Source organism: Proteiniphilum saccharofermentans, assembly GCF_900095135.1.
Classification (GTDB): domain Bacteria; phylum Bacteroidota; class Bacteroidia; order Bacteroidales; family Dysgonomonadaceae; genus Proteiniphilum; species Proteiniphilum saccharofermentans.
This window is the reverse complement of sequence record NZ_LT605205.1, coordinates 2334713-2353903: the sequence shown is the minus strand read 5'-3', so window position 1 is coordinate 2353903 and position 19191 is coordinate 2334713. Positions and strand designations below refer to the sequence as shown.

The 19191-nt window shown below is 43.7% G+C and carries 17 protein-coding genes; 13 read left to right on the top strand and 4 right to left on the bottom strand.

Going from position 1 to position 19191, the window contains the following annotated elements; all coding sequences use genetic code 11:
• Positions 1–150: 150 nt before the first annotated feature.
• Both PSM36_RS09220 and PSM36_RS09215 read right to left on the bottom strand, forming a co-directional pair.
• Positions 151–3066 (bottom strand): M16 family metallopeptidase, encoded by a 2916-nt coding sequence (locus PSM36_RS09220; RefSeq protein WP_076930665.1) that lies wholly within the window; start codon positions 3064–3066, stop codon positions 151–153.
• 110 nt (positions 3067–3176) lie between these two features.
• Positions 3177–3779, bottom strand: a complete 603-nt coding sequence (locus PSM36_RS09215; protein WP_076930664.1) for a hypothetical protein — start codon at positions 3777–3779, stop codon at positions 3177–3179.
• A gap of 249 nt (positions 3780–4028) precedes the next feature.
• Here PSM36_RS09215 and PSM36_RS09210 point away from each other — a divergent pair, with 249 nt between their 5' ends.
• The 6 genes from PSM36_RS09210 to panB all read left to right on the top strand — a co-directional run bounded on the left by PSM36_RS09210 (position 4029) and on the right by panB (position 10660).
• Complete coding sequence (locus tag PSM36_RS09210; protein ID WP_076930663.1) at positions 4029–4874, top strand: DUF4382 domain-containing protein; 846 nt, start codon at positions 4029–4031, stop codon at positions 4872–4874.
• A 211-nt stretch (positions 4875–5085) separates the two neighbouring features.
• On the top strand, positions 5086–5598 hold the full coding sequence (locus PSM36_RS09205) for an SPOR domain-containing protein (RefSeq protein WP_076930662.1): 513 nt from the start codon (positions 5086–5088) through the stop codon (positions 5596–5598).
• A 108-nt stretch (positions 5599–5706) separates the two neighbouring features.
• On the top strand, positions 5707–6465 hold the full coding sequence (locus tag PSM36_RS09200; protein ID WP_076930661.1) for an MBL fold metallo-hydrolase: 759 nt from the start codon (positions 5707–5709) through the stop codon (positions 6463–6465).
• Between the two features lie 239 nt (positions 6466–6704).
• Complete coding sequence (locus PSM36_RS09195) at positions 6705–8069, top strand: hypothetical protein (protein WP_076930660.1); 1365 nt, start codon at positions 6705–6707, stop codon at positions 8067–8069.
• Positions 8070–8099: 30 nt separating this feature from the next.
• The gene (locus tag PSM36_RS09190; protein ID WP_076930659.1) at positions 8100–9692 is read left to right on the top strand and encodes an OmpP1/FadL family transporter; all 1593 of its coding nucleotides are present in this window, start codon (positions 8100–8102) and stop codon (positions 9690–9692) included.
• Positions 9693–9823: 131 nt separating this feature from the next.
• Complete coding sequence (gene panB, locus PSM36_RS09185; protein ID WP_076930658.1) at positions 9824–10660, top strand: 3-methyl-2-oxobutanoate hydroxymethyltransferase; 837 nt, start codon at positions 9824–9826, stop codon at positions 10658–10660.
• An 83-nt stretch (positions 10661–10743) separates the two neighbouring features.
• Here the strand turns inward: panB and PSM36_RS09180 are convergent, their stop codons facing one another.
• On the bottom strand, positions 10744–11199 hold the full coding sequence (locus PSM36_RS09180) for a type I restriction enzyme HsdR N-terminal domain-containing protein (RefSeq protein ID WP_076930657.1): 456 nt from the start codon (positions 11197–11199) through the stop codon (positions 10744–10746).
• A gap of 139 nt (positions 11200–11338) precedes the next feature.
• On the opposite strand from PSM36_RS09180, the gene PSM36_RS09175 reads away from it, so the two are divergent.
• Together PSM36_RS09175 and holA are read left to right on the top strand one after the other, a co-directional pair.
• Positions 11339–12115 (top strand): AMP nucleosidase, encoded by a 777-nt coding sequence (locus tag PSM36_RS09175; protein WP_076930656.1) that lies wholly within the window; start codon positions 11339–11341, stop codon positions 12113–12115.
• Between the two features lie 63 nt (positions 12116–12178).
• Positions 12179–13201 carry a DNA polymerase III subunit delta gene (holA, locus tag PSM36_RS09170; protein WP_076930655.1) on the top strand — a complete coding sequence of 341 codons (1023 nt, stop codon included), beginning with the start codon at positions 12179–12181 and terminating at the stop codon, positions 13199–13201.
• Here holA and PSM36_RS09165 read toward each other — a convergent pair.
• Entirely contained in the window at positions 13198–13689 is a 492-nt protein-coding gene (locus tag PSM36_RS09165; protein ID WP_076932156.1) for a glutathione peroxidase, read from the bottom strand. The two genes, holA and PSM36_RS09165, sit on opposite strands and share 4 nt — an antisense overlap.
• Before the next feature lie 964 nt (positions 13690–14653).
• On the opposite strand from PSM36_RS09165, the gene PSM36_RS09160 reads away from it, so the two are divergent.
• The 5 genes from PSM36_RS09160 to PSM36_RS09140 all read left to right on the top strand — a co-directional run bounded on the left by PSM36_RS09160 (position 14654) and on the right by PSM36_RS09140 (position 19113).
• Positions 14654–15109 (top strand): helix-turn-helix domain-containing protein, encoded by a 456-nt coding sequence (locus PSM36_RS09160; protein ID WP_076930654.1) that lies wholly within the window; start codon positions 14654–14656, stop codon positions 15107–15109.
• Between the two features lie 243 nt (positions 15110–15352).
• Positions 15353–16702, top strand: a complete 1350-nt coding sequence (locus tag PSM36_RS09155; protein WP_076930653.1) for an APC family permease — start codon at positions 15353–15355, stop codon at positions 16700–16702.
• Positions 16703–16745: 43 nt separating this feature from the next.
• Positions 16746–17279, top strand: a complete 534-nt coding sequence (locus tag PSM36_RS09150) for an SAM-dependent methyltransferase (RefSeq protein WP_076930652.1) — start codon at positions 16746–16748, stop codon at positions 17277–17279.
• A gap of 152 nt (positions 17280–17431) precedes the next feature.
• Positions 17432–18211 (top strand): dihydroorotate dehydrogenase electron transfer subunit, encoded by a 780-nt coding sequence (locus PSM36_RS09145; protein WP_394333054.1) that lies wholly within the window; start codon positions 17432–17434, stop codon positions 18209–18211.
• Positions 18199–19113, top strand: coding sequence for a dihydroorotate dehydrogenase (locus tag PSM36_RS09140; protein WP_076930650.1), 915 nt, complete (start codon positions 18199–18201; stop codon positions 19111–19113). The genes PSM36_RS09145 and PSM36_RS09140 overlap by 13 nt, the downstream gene beginning before the upstream one ends.
• The last annotated feature ends 78 nt before the right edge of the window (positions 19114–19191 follow it).

The window sequence follows — 19191 nt, the reverse complement described above, 5'->3', positions numbered from 1 at the left end:
ATAAAAACCGGATTTGGGGTGAATTTACAATAAGGGAACAGGCTGTGGCTAAGATAAGAAAAAATTATGTAAAGATTATGTTGATTATTTTTTAGGGAATCAGGGGTTGCCCGTCAGGACAGCCCCTGATTTTACCATTAAGGCAAATTGTCAATACCCGAAAATATCCTCCTGCGAAAGCCGTATGATAGGCCCATAGGTCTCGAGTTGTTGCAGGTCGAGGTCTTCTTCGTTGCCCAGAATACAGTAAGAATAGGTTCTGTCCTTCACCCATTTTTCCTGGAATGCTTTCACATCGGAAAGTGTCATGTCCTGTGCCTGTTTAAACAGTTCTTTGCGCCTGTCGGTATTTAATCCGAGATCCTGCGCGTTGATATATGCCCAGAGTATATTTTCCTTAATAATACGATCGGTACGCAGGCGGGTGATGAGTCCGTCCTTTGCCAGATTAAAGGCATTTTCCGATTCGGGCATATCGTTTAGTATCTGGTGAAATGCTTTCAGAGCATCGTCCATCTTATCGTTCTGCGTAGCAATAAAAGCCCGTAAGATATAGGGGCGGTTCAGTTTCGAGGGAGGCATCAGGTAAGCATAAGCCGAATAGGCAAGGCCACGCGACTCCCGCATTTCCTGAAATACAATGGAGTTCATGTTGCCGCTGAAGTATTCATTGTACATCTCCCGGGTAGGTTCGATCGTCGGATCATATACAACCCCGTCATTGGCCACCATTGCCATATATATCTGTTTGGCGTCGTATTTGGCAAGGTATACCTTGTTCTCCTTTACCGGTTCCTGTTTGAAGCGGTTATCTTCCGGTACGGGGGTCAGGGTAGCGGGAACGCGGTGCAATCTATTGAGTGTGGTAAGGAATTGGTCATCGCTGTCCGGCCCGTAATAGAGGATACGATGCTCAAAATGATTGAGTTGCCTGATCCTTGCCACCAGCTCTTCGGGATCCATGGTATTGAGCTCTGTCTCAGAAAGGATATTTTTGTCGGGTGAATCCGCTCCCCAGATGGCATATTGCAATAATTTGTTGAAGTTCTGCCCCTGATTCAGTTTTGCGTCGTTACGCTTTTTCAGGATATCTTCAGTCAGGTTGGCATAGGCTTCGGGATTCACCTGTGCATCGGCAAGCAATTCTTCAAAGAGTTCCAGTGCCTTGTCCATGTTCTCTGCTAATCCGCTAAGCATAACATATACCCGCTCGCTGCCCGGATATACCCCGAAAGAACATGCCAGGTTGTAAAATGCCGTTTTGATCTCTTCCGGCGACTTGGTCGAGGTGCCGAGATATCTCATGTATTCGAACGCAGTACCGATAGCTTTATCGGTATTGTTACCCATATCGAAGACGTAGATCAGGCTGAAAAGGCCGTTGTTCACATTTTGTTTATACAGTACGGGGATATCCGATTTGGCTTTCAGTTTCTTCAGGTCTTTTTCAAAATCGAGAAATACCGGTTCGATAGGTTCCACCTCTGCCTGTTGTATCCCGAGTAGAAACTCACTGCGGGCATCGCGGTTCATCACGATAGGGGTGATCTGCGGCTTGGCGATCTTCAGCTCGTTGGGGTCCTTGCCTTCACGTTTGTAGATCACAGCGTAATTCTCTTTAAAATAGGCATTGGCAAAATTAACCACATCTTGTTTCGTGATCCGTGCGAGACGGTCTAAACGGTCGACCTGGTCTTTCCAGTCCAGCCCGTTGATGAAAGTATTCACGAACCAGTTGGCACGCCCCGCATTACTCTCTATTCGCCGCATCTGGCTTAACTTCAGGTTGTTGACCGATGCAGAAATAAGTTCTTCAGAAAATTCTCCTTTCTTCAGCTTATCAATCTGTCCGAGAAGCAAGTCGCGGGCTTCCTCCAGCGTCTGTCCCTGTTTGGGATTGGCACCCATGACAAATGCGCAGTAATCGCTCATGCTGTAAAGCCCGGCATAGGCTGAGAGCACTTTCTGTTGTTGGATCAGGTTCAGGTCGACAAGGCCGGCTTGTCCGTTGTTCATGATCAGGCTGATGATGTCGAGCAGGTCTTTCTCCTGGCTTGACGATCCGGGGAAGCGCCAACCCAACGAAATGTTGGCGGCTTCCAGGCCGAGGACTTCCACCGATACGGGCTTTGTGAGCTCTTCCTGTTCAGTAACCGGTAGAGGAGGCAGATTATCATTCGGTTCCATATTTCCAAAATGGGCATCGATGACTCTTATCATCCCATCAGGATCGAAATCACCGGCAAGGCAGATAGCCATGTTATTGGGTACATAGTAGGTTTTGTAATACTCCTTGATATTGGTAATGGAAGGATTTTTCAAGTGTTCCTGCGATCCCAGCACTGTTTGTGTGCCATAAGGGTGGTGGGGGAAGAGCGTTGCCAGCATTTTTTCATAGACTTTACGACCGTCTTGCGTAAGCGACATGTTTTTCTCTTCATACACGGTTTCGAGTTCGGTATGGAATCCCCGGATCACATTATTCTGGAAACGTTCCGCCTGTATCTTCGCCCAGTTCTCCACCTGGTTCGATGGAATGTCGTCTGTGTAGACCGTCATATCGAAACCGGTGTAGGCATTGGTTCCCGTGGCCCCGATAGCCGACATCAGTTTATCATACTCGTTGGGAATAGCCAGTTTTGATGCTTCGTATGAAACACTGTCTATTTGCTGGTAAATAGCCGTACGTGCATCTTCATCCGTGGTATTGCGATATACTTCGAAGAGGCGTTCGATTTCGTCGAGCAACGGCTTTTCTTTCTCATAATTCAATGTACCGAACTTGTCAGTTCCTTTAAACATCAGATGTTCAAAATAATGAGCCAGGCCAGTTGTTTCGGCAGGATCATTTTTACCACCTACACGGACAGCAATAAAGGTTTGTATGCGAGGTGTTTCTTTGTTCACACTCATATACACTTTCAGTCCGTTGTCCAGCGTATAAATACGCGTGTTGATCGGGTCATTGGAAACATTTTCGTAAGTGTAAGACGCATCCTGTGCCAGAAGGGCTGTAGCGAAAAGAATAGCTACCATTGATGCGAAGAATCTAGTTGATTTTTTCATGACATAATATTTTTATTATACTAAGTTAGGTCATCAAATGAAAGATCTCAGAGCCGGGATACTTGGATCCAAGCATCGGTTTTGGCCTACCGTTAAAACATTGTTCTTTTCTACATTGATCCCGGTAATTCTCCCTGTTCGAATATCAGGAGGGGGGAATTTACTACATCTTTCCGGAAAAGCCGGGTAGTAGCATCGTCCACTTTTGTGAGAAGCACTTTTACGCGATTTTCCATCACATCGGGATAGGCACCGGCAAAACGATTCATCAACGGATGGTCTTCAGGAATAGCACTATTCATCAGGAACGCATCTATGCTGTCCATCACCCGCATCATCTGACGGTAGGAATATTGCACAGTCTCCATCTTAAAGTTATCTGTACCGAGTATCTCTGCCAGACGTTTTTTGTATTCCTCGCTGTTACCGGTTACCGCAACCACAAAGATGCCGTTGCTATTGATAAAAGCCCCGCCGTAATATTCAGGATAAAGAGTGGGGTCGGCTTCTCTTTCCATCCAATCGTCGCCGAAGGAAGCCAACAGGCGGTCGAATAACTCTTCAGGAGATGGATGCGGTGGAGTATTTGAATCTTCGATTGCAGATTGAGAAACGCTTTTCTCTTCATTCTTTTTATTCTGTTGATTACATGATATACCAAAAAAGATTATCAGAAAGGAGATAAAAATGAGGAATGTGTTAGTTTTCGTCATAAAATTATTTATGTTTGTTTATACTAGAATTGAGAACTAAGGACTAAGAAGCTTGAACTTAAAAGTGAACAAGTCCAGGAATTTCACTTTCCCACTTTCCCACCTTCCCACCTTCCCATATTAAATATAACAGATATAAAAACAATTTGTTTTTAAGGAATTCATGAAAATTAATTGTTTTTTGTGACGTATGCGATGCGGATTTATGTAATTTTGCGGTTGATGTATCATTAAACAGACGTTAATAATATGTATTACAGGATTTTTCGATATATAGTTCTCATTGCAGTGCTCTTATTTCTGGGGCAGGCATGTGAAGATGAGGATCCCAGTGTCAATTCTTCCCGTCTACGTCTCAAGTTGACAGATGCAGCCTCGGTGGCCATGAAGGAGTTTTACGTAGACATCAGTGAGATATCGGTTTTTCTGGTAGATACCGCTATGCATGAGGGAGAGTGGTATACTCTTGAATTTTCCGGAAAAACATATGACGTTTTGACGTTAAGGAACGGAAAAATGATACAACTGGTAGACCAATATGTTCCTGCAGGTAAGGAATTACAACAGATTAAACTGAAGTTCGGTAACGACAATCGTATGGTAGTTATAACCGATTCCATTAAGACCATACCGCTGAGTATACACCCTGATTTAGAGGATGGGCTGGTGATCGATGCCGTCAGTATGGAAATGCGGCTCAACACGATTTCCAATATGGTCATCGACCTGAATGCCTCCCTTTCCGTCCTGACCACGGAAGAGGGCGACTATTGGCTCTATCCTGTGGCGAGGGCTTTTCCGGAGGTCTATGGAGGAAAATTAAAAGGTTATGTAGCACCTCTTGATGCCAATCCGTATGTGAAAGTCATACAGGATACAGATACCTTTTTTACTTTTCCCGAGAGAGAGAAACTTGGAGACCAGATGCTTATGTTCCAGTTTATAGGTTTGAAAGAGGGGGAATGGGAAGTACACTTTGTTCCCGATCCGCAGACCAATTTCAGGGATACGGTAATTATTGCTGCTATTGAGGAGGGAAAGCCTTTTGACATCAGCCCCAAACCAGTCCGGTTAAAGCGTATCGCTGAAGAGTGATTTAATTTATTTTCACATACACAAAGGTACAATCATAGTCATCTTTATTATCTTTGCTGCAAGATTCCGTTATAATACAAACGAATGGCGGATTCAATTACATGAGTCGTTTTCTATGCTCGGCAAAACAAGTAAATTTGTGCTGCTCCTGCTTAACGAAAGCGTTGAGAGTTGATCAAAAGTAAACAATTTAATAAACAAGTGAACAGGCATGAAAAAATTCCATTACGCGTTGGTTTTAGTAACCCTGCTGCTTATCGGGGTATCCTGCAAACCCAAGCAAAGTGCTTATAAACAGGTGTATGAAGCAGCCAAAGAGAGAGAAATGCAACAAACTGCATCTCAGCCCACCACAGTGGTGAAAGATGCCAGCCCCCTTCCTCCCGTAGAAGTTTCCGTAAGAAAAGAGAAGGTGGAAGCGGTTTACCCGACCGATGCTGCGGGATTGAGAAAATATAGTGTGGTAATTGCCTCACTGAGCGTGAAATTGAATGCCGAATCATTAAAAGGCCGGATGGAGAACGAAGGGCATTCAGTGATCCTGGCGCAGAATGAGCAAGGAATGTATCGCGTGATCGTTGCCAGCTACGATGATAGAGCACAAGCAGCAGCCAAACGAGATGAAATTTATCGTACATATTCTGCCAAAGGTGATACCGAATACTTGAGAAGAACCTACGGAGTACCTTTCAATGATCTTTGGATTCTGGAAAGAGAGTATTGATCTATATCTTATTTATATTCACTTCTGCTTGTATTGAATTAATATAATATACAAATCGAAAGCTGCCCATTTCTGAGAATGTGGCGGCTTTTTTCTTAAAATTGTGATATGAAAGTGATATTTCTGGGTACGGGTACTTCTACCGGTGTCCCGCAACTCGGATGCGGATGTGAAGTCTGCAAGTCGACAGACCCAAGGGACAGGAGACTCCGGACATCGGTGAGGATTGAGATCGATGGGAAAGTGCTTATGATCGATTGTTCACCCGATTTCAGGCAACAGGTATTGGCTTTTCCGTTCGAAAAAATAGATGGCATCCTCCTTACCCATGAGCATTATGACCATGTGGGAGGAATTGATGACTTGCGGCCCTTTTCTGTTTTCGGTCCGGTAGATCTCTATATGGAGGAGAGGTTGGAGAATGCCCTCAGGGAAAGATTACCCTACTGTTTCTCAGGATATAAATACAGTGGAGTCCCTAATCTTGCTGTCAGGAGGATCAGTGCAGACGAGGATTTTCAGATAGGAACGGTAACAGTAACCCCTATCCGGGTAATGCACTACAGGCTGCCTATCCTGGGATTCCGGATACGGAATTTTGCATATCTGACTGATGTAAAGACGATGGAGGAAACCGAACTGAAAAAATTGGAGGGTATAGATACACTGGTCATCAGCGCACTCAGGAAGACAGAACATATTTCACACCAAACATTGGACCAGGCATTGAAAATAATAGACATGGTGAAGCCTACAACATCTTATCTGACCCATATGAGCCATGAAATAGGCATGCATGCGGATTTGGAAAGGGAACTTCCGGATCACGTCTTACTGGCATATGACGGCCTGCAAATATCAGTGTGACCAAAACGGTGGTTTTGTTTTTTTAACCAAACCGGATGCAGCGTTTTGTAACCCTATACATCTTTATTGTGTGATAATTGTTATATTTGTGTGCCAGTGTGCTTAGGAAGTGTGTTTAGGACAGGGAGGGGTAGACAAACTTTAGTCGTTCTTTATTTAAACTTTTCCGAAGTTTCTGAGTCATAAATGATGACAGATAAAATTATTTACAAACAAATATAAAGAAAGAGGGAGAGACTATGAAGACTATAAAAAACTTACTTACGGTTTTGCTGGTCGCTGTACCGTTGTTCGGTTTCGCCCAGGAATGGGATGATATCTATGCCGATCCTACCCAAAAAGAACCGGTAAAGGTTCAGAAGAAAGCCGAAGAGCCACAAAAGAAAAAAGTGGTGATCGTGCAGGGTGACGCATCGAACATGGAGGTGACTGCTAACGGCAGGGACGTCGACGAATATAATCGTCGCGGTAGCAGCAACGATTTAGCCGATGACACTGTCAGTGAACAGGAACAAAATAATTATGAGGATTATACTTATACCGACCGGATCGTGCGGTTTCATGACCCTGAATCGAGCATCAAGATCACCGGTGCGGATGAGGTGATTGTGTATGTGGACGATGACCTGTATGAGAATTATAACAACCGCGGAGGAAACACCAATATATACTTTGGTATGGGATGGGGTTCTTACTATTATCCCTGGTATGACTCCTGGTATAATCCGTGGTACTACGGTTATGGCAGCTGGTATGGCTGGGGCAGCCCCTGGTACTACAGCAGGTGGTACTCTCCCTGGTATTATGGTTGGCATAGCCCCTGGTACTACAGCGGATGGTACTCTCCTTGGTATTATGGCGGTTGGTACGACCCCTGGTATTATGGCGGTTATTGGGGCGGTAGTGGCTACTATCACGGTTTTTATGACGGATATTACAGCAGCCTGACCCATAACCGGACCGGAAGGAATGCAGGTACTTACAGGAGAAGCGCTGTCACTACCAACAGAGGAACGTCCTCTATGGCAAACGTTTCGGGCAGAAGGGCAAGCAGTGGCACCACCCGTAGCGCCATATCCGGAAGAAGTTCAACCGCTTCCTCAAGAAGTGCTGTTTCCGGAAGAAGCAGTTCTTCGATAAGCAGCAGGAGTGCTTCTACTGCTCCAAGAACCAGGATCATTGATAATTCGGGTAGGGTATATGACTCCAGGAATGGAAATGTGATTAACCGTTCGTCATCTGCCAGCTCGAGATCAAGTGCGATCAACCGGTCTACACAATCTACATCTACCCGGTCGACAGGTACGTATAACAGTGGAAGAAGTTCAACAAGGACTTACGAAAGAGATGCGGCGACTCCATCAAGAAGTAGTTCTACTTATCAGAGAAGTACATCCACGCCATCGCGTTCTTACCAGAGTACCACTCCCAGCAGGAGTAATAATAGCTATTCAACCCCATCGAGAAGTAGTTCGACGAGCAGGAGTTCTTCAACCTATTCCGCTCCCAGCAGAAGCAGCTCTTCCTCCGGTTCTATTGGCGGAGGCAGCAGTGGGAGTAGCTCCGGTGGAAGTAGCGGACGCTCGAGCAGTGGTCGCAGATAACAGGGTCAAATAATTAAATGATAAATCATTATGAAGAAGATCACTTATATCCTTTTTTCATTTTTCATGTTAACGGTGCCTCTCTTTTCGCAGAGTGAGATTGATGCTTTGCGCTTTTCCCGGGAAGATCTCTATGGCACTGCCCGGGCTATGTCGATGGGGGGAGCCTTTGGCGCCTTGGGAGGAGACCTGACCGGTGTCTCCATTAACCCTGCCGGCATAGCGGTGTACCGCAGTTCTGAAGTGGCGGGGACAATGAATTGGATGAAAGAGGGATCAGTTGTGGGAGATATAAAATCCAATAAAACCAGTTTTAATCTGGATAATATTGGATTTGTAGGTTATTTCCCGTTGAGAAACGACGTGATGCCGCTGATCAATTTTGGATTCACTTATAACCGGTCGAAATCGTTCGATAAAAATGTGTTGGGAGTGGGAGATTCTCAGGGTACCTTGGTCGATTATATTTACAATGACTATCAGGCCAATTTGTCGAGCGGGAATATCAAGAGTCCGGACGATTTGGTGTGGATTAAAGATAAGTATGACCCCTTCTTATCGCAACCATGGTTGCCGGTATTGGGACGTAACGCCTTCCTTCTTCACCCCGATCAAAGCGGTACAAATCTTGTTCCGCTGGATACCAGAGGAGATATACCGGTCGGTCAAATCGAAACGTATGAACGAGGTTATATAGATAATTATGATTTCACAGTGGGAACCACTCTCAATAATGTGTTGAATCTCGGTGTCTCACTTTCTGTCAAGAATGTATACTACAGTCTTGTCTCCCATTATTTGGAAGATTTCTATGATGGAGATGTCCATAATGGCGGGTATACGTTAAACAACGAGATGACAGTCAAAGGGGCGGGCGTAGGTGCCAAAATCGGGGCAATCTACCGGCCGGTGAACTCTCTGCGGATCGGACTGGCATGGCATACACCTACCTGGTATGCACTGTCGGAGACATACGGGGCGGAAATGGAAGAAGATATCAAATACTATCTACCCTCCCATGTGGATTATGAGGAGGGAGGCTTCGGCTCGGCTGTTTTCCAGAATGATTACGATCTGAAAACACCCGGGAAAATAGTTGCCAGTGTGGCAACCGTACTGGGTAGTAGTTTTATTGCCAGTCTGGATTACGAATTGGTGGATTACAGTAAGATGAAGTTAAGGCTTCCTTCCAACTCTTTAGATGATCCAACATGGTACGATGGTCATAATGATATTATTTCCCAGGATCACAAACTGGCGTCGACAGTGAAAGTGGGAATGGAATACCGTTTCACACCCCAGTTCTCCGGACGGTTGGGATATGCATGGATGCAAAATCCCTATCATGCAGACCTGGTTGAATTTGGTAATGCCGTTGTGGCAGGTTCAAGCACCATACACCGTATAGAGGGCGACACCCATTACTATACCGGAGGATTAGGATACCGTTTCAATAGAAATTTCTATCTCGATATGGCGATTGTCTATAAAACCCAAAAAGATGATCTTTATCCTTTCCCCAATTTTTATTCAAGTAATGGAACGCTGGAAGTAGATGCAGCTCCCTTTTCCCTAAAGAACAATTCTGTCAGAGGATTACTCACTTTAGGGTATAGGTTTTAAAATAAAAAATCTGTCAAGAGGCCGGGACAATTCAGTTCCGGCTTTTTTGTGTTTGGAGGTATCTGTAAAAGCACTACCTTTGCCGTCGAAAAGATGGAACTATTTTCAAGTAAAACATTAAAACTGTAAAGATGTCAGAAGATAAAAAAGGGTATCTTACCATTACCAACCGGAAGAAAGTAACTACACACCGTTTACGCGAGATGAAGCAACAGGGTGAAAAGATATCGATGCTCACGGCCTATGACTATTCCATGGCGTCTGTAATCGATCAGGCAGGTATTGATGTGATACTGGTAGGAGACTCGGCTTCTAATGTGATGGCCGGAAACACCACCACCTTGCCGATGACGGTAGAGCAGATGATATATCACGGGAAGTCGGTGATGAATGCGGTAAAGCGGGCCATGGTAGTGGTAGATATGCCTTTCGGCAGTTATCAGGGAAATCCTTATGAAGCCGTTGGCAATGCAGTAAAAATCATGAAGGAAACCCAGGCCGATTGCCTGAAATTGGAAGGAGGAAAAGAGGTGGCCGAATCAATCAGAGCTATCCTGAACGCCGGCATCCCTGTGATGGGGCACCTGGGGTTGATGCCGCAATCAATCAACAAATACGGTACTTATGCTGTACGCGCCACAGAAGACGAGGAAGCAACCAAGTTGCTGGAAGATGCCCGTTTATTGCAGAAAATAGGATGCTGTTCCATCGTGTTGGAAAAAATTCCCGCGGAACTGGCAGGCAAAGTGACGGCAGAACTGGATATTCCGACAATAGGGATTGGTGCCGGGGCCCAGGTGGATGGGCAGGTGTTGGTTATGCATGATATGCTGGGGTTGAACAAAGGTTTTTCTCCCCGTTTCTTGCGTCGCTACGCCAATTTGTACGACGAGATTACAACAGCAGTCCGGCAATATATAAACGACGTCAAATCGTCCGATTTTCCCTCGGAGGAAGAAAGCTACTGATTCAATAGTTGTCCGCTTCGCGTTATTCCGCTTCGCTGTTATTCATTCCGCTCACATTTAATGGTTGAATAACAATCGAATAACTACTGAGTAATTTCCTGGTAAGTTGGAATTTCAGTAAGGTAATGATAGGACTGCTGTTCATAATCCATTTGACAGCAATGGTGCACCAAACCGTTGGAAACAATGATATAGTGCACCTTTAATACACTATTATACCGGGTAATCTGGTTGAATACCTCCTGGGTTATGGTTACGTCCGGTCTTTTATACTCTACGATCATCACCGGTTCAAGCTGACGGTTGTACACCACCGTATCGCATCTTTTAGAAAGCGAGTTGAGTTTGATCCCGGCCTCATTGGCTATTAGTGAGGCCGGAAACTGTTTTTCTGAAATAAGATAATGGACAAAATGCTGGCGTACCCATTCTTCAGGAGTCAGTGTTACATATTTTTTACGTAGGGGATCGAAGATTTCCAGCCTGTCACCCTTTTTACGGATTTTTGTGTCGAAAGATGGCAAATTTAAATCGTACATTGTATCTTTGTTTGCAGAAAAACGGTTTAGCCGCCACAAAATTACCTTTTTTATGTGATAAAGCAAGTGGGAAAGTGGAAAAGTGCCTAAGTGCCCGGGTGGCTAAGAGTAAAAGAATAGAACAGAGGGAAAAAAGAGTATGAAAACAAAACAGGAAATAGTAGAGAATTGGCTCCCCAGATATACGAAGAGGTCACTTGATGAATTTACCAAATTTGTCTTGTTGACTAACTTTCAAAAGTATGTCGAAATCTTTGCTGATCATTTCAACGCTCCTATAGTCGGTCTAGACGCCAATATGCCTAATGCCTCTGCCAACGGCATCACCATCATCAATTTTGGAATGGGAAGCGCCAATGCAGCTACCATCATGGATTTGCTGAGCGCTGTATCACCCTCGGCAGTGCTTTTCCTGGGAAAATGCGGTGCATTGAAATCGAGGAGTGAGTTGGGAGATTACATTCTACCCATTGCCGCTATCCGTGGCGAAGGTACGTCGAATGATTATTTCCCGCCCGAAGTACCCTCCCTGCCGGCATTCAGCCTCCTAAGGGCGGTTTCGTCCAATGTGCGCGACTTTAGCCGGGATTACTGGACAGGTACTGTATATACTACCAATCGCCGTGTGTGGGAATACGACGATGATTTTAAGAATTATCTGAGGCAGATCCGTGCCATGGCAGTAGATATGGAAACGGCCACGCTTTTCACCTGCGGCTTTGCCAATCGCATTCCTACGGGGGCATTGCTGCTTGTGTCCGACCAACCGTTGATCTCTACCGGTGTGAAGACTGAAAAAAGTGATCAGCATATTACAGAAAATTTTGTGGAAGAGCATGTGAAAATAGGTATCAAGTCGCTGTCATCCATTATGAACAGAGGTTCTACCATCAAACATTTGCGCTTCGACTGGTGATAAATAAATTGCAAGTTACTGATTGGCACATTGGCATATTAATCACATCATCACATCAATTAAATGGCTGCATCCACACAATCATCTTTTAACTCTGTCCGCAACGATATTCTGCAACGTCGGTTCAAACCCATATATCTCTTTATGGGCGATGAGTCCTATTTTATAGATGTATTGACCGATTTGCTCTCCGACACAGTGTTGACTGAAACGGAGAAAGATTTCAATATGCTCACTTTCTACGGAGTAGATGCTGATGTCAACCTTATTATCTCATCTGCTCGCCGTTTCCCTATGATGGCGGAATACCAGCTTATTATTGTGAAAGAGGCTCAGAATCTCGACAAGTTCGAGTTGCTCGACTTATATGCCAAGAATCCGATGCCTTCCACTATTCTGGTAATCAATTACAAACATGGCACGGTAGATAAACGGAAGGCTGTAGTCAAAAGCATACTTAAAACAGGAGAGGTATTTGAATCGAAGAAATTGTACGAAAACCAGATACCGGCATTTATTCAATCCTGGCTGAAAGAGAGAGGAATAGGTATAGATGAGAAATCGGCACAGATGCTGACCGATTATATAGGAAACGATATCAGCAAACTGATCCCTCAACTTCAAAAATTGGAGGTCTCACTTCCCGAAGGAGAACAGCGTATTACATCCGCATTGATAGAGAGAAATGTGGGTATCAGTAAGGATTACAATAATTTTGAGCTACAGAAAGCTGTCATTTCCAAAAATGTAGTGGCTGCTAACCGGATCGTAGATTACTTTGATAAGAATCCGAAAGAAAATCCGATGATGGCCACGATCGCCGTGCTGTTCAACTATTTCAGTAACCTTCTGGAATGCTTCTGGTTACCACGAAAGGATGAACAAAGCATTATGAATGCATTGAATATGAAATCAGCTTATTTCGTACGTGATTATATGACAGGCCTGCGTAATTATAACGCCCAGAAAGTGATGGAAATCATCTCAGACCTGCGTACATTCGATGCCCGGTCAAAGGGGGTAGACAATGTGTCGGCTTCCCAGGGAGATCTGTTGAAGGAGCTCGTTTATAGGATTATGCATTAATTCCCGGTGATCCAGTTTATTATCTTGTCGCTCATAGGGCTTTCCTTCGGCATCACAGCATCAACCAAATGTCCCTCTTCATCGACCATGAACTTCTGAAAGTTCCAGGTTACCTTTTGATCCATGACCCCGTTCTCTGATTTTTTTGTAAGCCATTGATACAATGGAGCCTGATTCTTACCCTTCACACTGATCTTTTCCATCATGGGAAAGGTCACTCCATAATTGGCTGTACAGAATTCCTTGATTTCAAGATTGCTACCCGGCTCCTGTCCAAGAAAATTGTTAGCCGGAAAACCAATAACGAAGAAATTCAGATGCCGGTATTTCTCATAAAGTTCCTGCAGTTGCTCGTATTGAGGAGTCAGCCCGCACTTCGAAGCTACATTCACCACCAGCACTTTTTTTCCCTTCAGGGAAGCCAAGCTGAAATCATTCCCGTCTATATCCTTCACGGTGAAATCGTGCAAAGTCTTTCTTGATTCCATATTCTGATTATTTGCTGCGCTTACTGCTTTTTGCCCGCTTGTTTGGTCTTGTCTTCCTTGACCGTTACATTGTATAGCGATAAAAATGAATATTAAGACAGCCCAAAGTTTTATAGTTGATAATTGCATATTCATTCTGTTTAAAAAAATCACATTCGACATTTTACCTTCGATATCGATTGAACAAGTTTTCTTCTCTCTTCTCCATCAAAATAATGTCCCATTATTAAACAGTGATGGTAAGCAAACGGTTCATTCCTTTAAATATTTTTTTCCAGTGTAAAATAAAGACATGAAAAAATCGATTTAAATATCTATAATTCAGATATATATCTATGATTAAACTCTCTGTGGGTAGAGTTGTACCCCTCTTTTAGTAATTCTGTACGAATCTATGCAATTCTCACTGAAAATAGCCTTTGCTATTTGGTTGATAATAATTTTTAACGAATAAATGTATATTGTAAATAGGTTTGTGTATTTTACAAAAGTAAACAAAAGATGTTGACACATTTGTTTATTAAATATATTGTTTACAATAGAATGGTCTTTACAATTCTATATTTTAAGGTTTAACAGTTTAGCATCAGACTATATTCCTATGCTATATATCTATATAAAAGATGATTATATTTAATTTGTAAATCTAAAGAATAGATGCGGTTTTAATGAACGGGATTTGATCCCCGATAATGTTAAAAAACAGAGATTCTTATGTAATTATATAGTTATATATGATTTTATTATGTATAAATAATGAATAAATAGTTTAGTATACTTTATGATTGTTTACAGAATTACATCCGAATGTGGGCATAATTGTAATCCGATTGATAAACATTTGTAATTTACATTTATATCTAAAAATAATTTTCATTTGTGAATAACTTATTATACATTTGTGTCGTTACTTTTGTAATAAAATTGATTACTATTGTTCTGATAATGCCTAAAAAATGATTGTATGAAGGATCGCATCAAACTAATCATGGAAAAAGAGAATCTGACGCCGGCAAAATTTGCGGATAAGCTACAGATCAACCGGGCTATTATTTCTCATATATTGAATGGAAGAAATAACCCCAGCCTGGATGTGGTTACAAAGATCCTGAGTGAAATGGACTACATCAATAGCGAATGGCTGATCAATGGTACCGGTAATATGTATAAAGAAGGATATGGTGGTAATTCAGTTTTTCCAGAGCCCGATTTATTCAATCAGGATGCAACGAATAGGGCCAGGGCGGTGGAAGCCATTGAAAAATCGAAAGAAAAGGGCTTTAAACAACCCGATTATAATGCTCAATTGACAGAAAACAAGATGATTATCCCCTCAAAAAATAATGACCGGAAAATCACGCAAATAATTATTTATTATGATGACAATACTTTTGAGATATTCGGCCCTCACCTGAAATAACTGTATAGTCCTTGGCGTCTTCACCTTGTCCTTTCGAAATAGCTTCATAAAAAAGTTAAACATTTAAAAAGGATACATTTCTTTGCTGTGAATATTCATATCTTTGATTTTTCGGTATTTGTATACTCGGCACATTGCTGTCGATGAAGAAGGACGAATGGTGATCCTGTCTTTGCTGCAGGATATATGAAACCAAGTCTTTCGTTTATGTAACCACCGGACAAACTTAAAACGTGTTGCCCGATGAAAGAAAAAGTTCGACATACAGACCTGGCCGCACCGGCACCGGCATTGCGACTGATTGATGCTATTGTCCTTATTGTAGGAATTGTGATTGGTGCAGGAATTTTCCGGACCCCATCGGTCGTTGCGGCCAACTCCCCCGACCAATTTTGGTTTGCTGCTACATGGGTACTCGGAGGCATTATTTCTCTGACCGGCGCCCTTTGTTATTCAGAATTAAGCTCTGCTTTCCCCAATGCAGGTGGTGATTACCATTTTCTGAAAACTGCCTTTGGAAAAAGATTCTCATTCTTATTTGCCTGGTCACGTGTTACGGTCACACAGACGGGATCTATTGCTATACTGGCCTATATTGCAGGAGATTATCTGGCGGAACTTCTTCCTTTGGGAACCTATTCTTCTGCTTTTTATGCCGGAGCCATTGTGATCTCGCTCACATTGGTAAATATATTGGGTATCCGTTTTGGTACGGGCCTTCAAAAGCTGTTCATGGCACTGCAGATTATCGGGATTTTAATTATTGTCCTGGCCGGATTTTTAGTGGAACCCTCCACAACGGTGCAAATGTCGTCGCGGGCTGTGGATATCCCATCCAATACATCGATAGGTCTGGCGCTTATCTTTGTACTATTGACGTTTGGCGGTTGGAATGAAGCGGCATACATTTCTGCGGAATTGAAGACCGGAAGTCGGAAAATGGCATTGGTGCTGGTTACCAGTATTCTGATTATCACACTGGTTTATCTGCTGATGAATCTGGCTTTCCTGAATGTGCTGGGATTAAGCGGGATGGCGGCATCGGAAGCCGTAGGCGTGGATATGATGCGGGCTACACTGGGTGAAAAGGGGGTAATCCTGATCGGCCTGTTGGTTTCAATTTTTGCTCTTACCTCACTGAATACGACTATTTTTACAGGAGCCAGGGCTAATTATGCGTTGGGAAAGGATTTTTCTCCATTGGCATTTCTGGGAAAATGGGATAAAGAAAAATCATCACCTGTCAATTCATTGATATTGCAGGGAGTGATTGCAGTGGTATTGATCGTTTTTGGCGCATTTACCCGTAACGGTTTTGAAGCCATGGTCGATTTTACAGCACCGGTCTTCTGGTTTTTCTTTCTATGTACCGGACTGAGCCTGTTCGTATTGAGGAAGAAACAACCGGATGTCCCGCGCCCTTTCAAAGTGCCACTATATCCGGTTATACCCTTTCTCTTTGTCGCTTTCTGTGCTTACATGCTCTACTCCAGTCTTTCCGTCACCGGAACGGGAGCACTGGTGGGAGTAGCCTTGCTATTGACGGGATGGGGAGTCTCTTTCTTCCGGAAACCTATGGATGATATTCGGTAGTTGTTCAGTAATATATATTCCAAATTTAAAAAAGTCAAAACCTATGAAATCAATGAATTATCTTGTTACATTGCTATTTTTGTGCGGAGCATTGCAGCTGAATGCACAGCAAATTGAATTGGATGTGCCCTATGTGCCTACACCACAGAATGTAGTAGAGGGTATGCTAGACCTTGCCAACGTAGGTAAGGGGGATGTTGTATATGATCTGGGATGTGGGGATGGACGCATTGTGATCACTGCAGCAAAAAAATATGGTGCCACAGGTATAGGAGTAGACCTTAATCCCGAAAGGATCAAAGAGGCCAATGAGAATGCCCGGGAGGCGGGAGTGGAAGACAAGGTTACCTTCCACGAAGGCAATCTTTTTGATTTCGATTTCAGTAAAGCCTCGGTATTGACACTCTATCTTTTGCCGGATGTCAATTTAAAGTTGATGCCAAAGATTTTGTCAGAAATGAAACCCGGCAGCCGTGTAGTTTCCCATGCTTTTGATATGGGTGACTGGAAACCGGATGGACAAATTTCGGTAGACGGTAAGTCCGTTTTTCTCTGGATAATTCCGGAAAAGGAATAACCGGTCTGTATGGATAACCATGATGCCCCCCAAAAGCCGTATAAAGACTATTGGGAGGGCATTTCATTTTATTCACCTTTATTTTTCTATCGCCAAATTTTAAATGTGCGTTGCCGGAATAGAAATTTAGATGTATTTTTGTACTTTAAACAATTTACATGCAAGTACTCGATTTCACTGTTCGCTCCAACGAAACCCTGAATGATCAGAACCATCTGATAAAGGTTGCACCTGCCGGCAACGAAGTATTGCCTGAGATGCAACCCGGACAGTTTGTGCAGATATTGGTCGATAATTCACCCCATGTCTTTCTAAGAAGGCCCATATCCATCAATTTTGTCGATAAGGAAAAGAACGAGATATGGCTTCTGATCCAGAAAGTAGGTGAAGGTACGGAGAAGATTTGCGCTATTCCTGAGGGAGGGACCATGAACCTGATCTACCCACTGGGAAACTCTTTTACCCTTCCTGAAAGGAAGGGTAAATATCTGCTCGTAGGCGGAGGAGTAGGAACCGCCCCGATGCTTTTCCTCGGTAAGGAGATGAAAGAGAGGGGAATAGACCCTGAATTTCTGCTGGGTGGGCGTTCGTCGAAAGATATCCTGCAACGGTCGGATTTTGAACGGTACGGAACGCTCCATTGCACCACCGAAGACGGTTCGCTGGGTGAGAAAGGGTACGTGACCCATCATTCCGTGCTGAAAGAAAAGAAATATGACTATATTTATACCTGCGGCCCGAAACCGATGATGGTGGCAGTAGCGAAATATGCCCATGATCATGGCATTGAATGCGAGGCTTCACTCGAAAACCTGATGGCATGCGGTTTTGGCGCCTGCCTCTGCTGTGTGGAGAAAACAGTCAGAGGAAATATTTGCGCCTGTACTGAAGGGCCCGTTTTTAATATCAATCAACTCACATGGCTGGATTAGAAGTACATATAGGAGATTTAAAACTGAAGAACCCTGTGATGACCGCTTCCGGTACATTCGGATACGGAACCGAATATGCCGATTTTATCGATTTGGGACGCCTGGGAGGCATCTTCGTGAAAGGAACCACGCTTGCCCCCCGGCAAGGCAATGATTACCCCAGGATGGCCGAAACACCCTCAGGGATGCTTAATGCGGTCGGTCTTCAGAATAAAGGAGTGGATTATTTTGTAGAACACCTCTATCCCGTCATAAAGGATTACGACACCCATATGATCGTGAATGTATCGGGATCTACCGTGGAGGATTATGTCGCCTGTGCGGAGAAACTGGCGGATCTTGACAAGATGCCGGCTATTGAGCTGAATATCTCCTGCCCCAATGTCAAAGAAGGCGGTATGGCGTTCGGTACTTCCTGCCAATCGGCAGCCCAGGTTACCAGAGAGGTGCGTAAAGTATTTCCAAAGACGCTGATAGTGAAATTATCTCCCAACGTGACCGATGTTACTGAAATTGCCCGCGGCGTGGAGGATGAAGGTGCGGATGCCGTATCGCTTGTCAATACCTTCCTGGGGATGGCTATTGATGTGGAGAGCAGAAGACCGAAACTCTCCACTATTACGGGAGGACTTTCAGGTCCCTGTATCAAGCCGATCGCCATACGTATGGTATGGGAAGTATTCCATGCAGTGAAAATCCCGATCATCGGGATGGGAGGGATCTGTAACTGGCAGGATGCCATAGAGTTCATTCTGGCCGGTGCCACGGCGGTACAGATAGGTACCTATAATTTTATCGATCCCGCCGCTTCGGTAAAGATTATAGATGGTATCCACGATTATCTTGAACGGCATCAGATTGCTTCCGTGAATGATTTGGTGGGGAAAATGATTGTCCAATAGATGTTTTGTGTGATAATTGCTTGTATTTTAGCCTGAAATCTATCATAATGATGTTTTTAAGCGGTTTTTATTTGACAA

Excerpts from the sequence above, each read along its gene's own strand:
- PSM36_RS09190 (WP_076930659.1), top strand. The coding sequence starts at position 8,100 with ATGAAGAAGATCACTTATATCCTTTTTTCATTTTTCATGTTAACGGTG.
- PSM36_RS09195 (WP_076930660.1), top strand. The coding sequence starts at position 6,705 with ATGAAGACTATAAAAAACTTACTTACGGTTTTGCTGGTCGCTGTACCG.
- panB (WP_076930658.1), top strand. The coding sequence starts at position 9,824 with ATGTCAGAAGATAAAAAAGGGTATCTTACCATTACCAACCGGAAGAAA.
- PSM36_RS09140 (WP_076930650.1), top strand. The coding sequence starts at position 18,199 with ATGGCTGGATTAGAAGTACATATAGGAGATTTAAAACTGAAGAACCCT.
- holA (WP_076930655.1), top strand. The coding sequence starts at position 12,179 with ATGGCTGCATCCACACAATCATCTTTTAACTCTGTCCGCAACGATATT.
- PSM36_RS09155 (WP_076930653.1), top strand. The coding sequence starts at position 15,353 with ATGAAAGAAAAAGTTCGACATACAGACCTGGCCGCACCGGCACCGGCA.
- PSM36_RS09180 (WP_076930657.1), bottom strand. The coding sequence starts at position 11,199 with ATGTACGATTTAAATTTGCCATCTTTCGACACAAAAATCCGTAAAAAG.
- PSM36_RS09165 (WP_076932156.1), bottom strand. The coding sequence starts at position 13,689 with ATGGAATCAAGAAAGACTTTGCACGATTTCACCGTGAAGGATATAGAC.
- PSM36_RS09160 (WP_076930654.1), top strand. The coding sequence starts at position 14,654 with ATGAAGGATCGCATCAAACTAATCATGGAAAAAGAGAATCTGACGCCG.
- PSM36_RS09210 (WP_076930663.1), top strand. The coding sequence starts at position 4,029 with ATGTATTACAGGATTTTTCGATATATAGTTCTCATTGCAGTGCTCTTA.
- PSM36_RS09220 (WP_076930665.1), bottom strand. The coding sequence starts at position 3,066 with ATGAAAAAATCAACTAGATTCTTCGCATCAATGGTAGCTATTCTTTTC.
- PSM36_RS09175 (WP_076930656.1), top strand. The coding sequence starts at position 11,339 with ATGAAAACAAAACAGGAAATAGTAGAGAATTGGCTCCCCAGATATACG.
- PSM36_RS09150 (WP_076930652.1), top strand. The coding sequence starts at position 16,746 with ATGAAATCAATGAATTATCTTGTTACATTGCTATTTTTGTGCGGAGCA.
- PSM36_RS09205 (WP_076930662.1), top strand. The coding sequence starts at position 5,086 with ATGAAAAAATTCCATTACGCGTTGGTTTTAGTAACCCTGCTGCTTATC.
- PSM36_RS09200 (WP_076930661.1), top strand. The coding sequence starts at position 5,707 with ATGAAAGTGATATTTCTGGGTACGGGTACTTCTACCGGTGTCCCGCAA.
- PSM36_RS09215 (WP_076930664.1), bottom strand. The coding sequence starts at position 3,779 with ATGACGAAAACTAACACATTCCTCATTTTTATCTCCTTTCTGATAATC.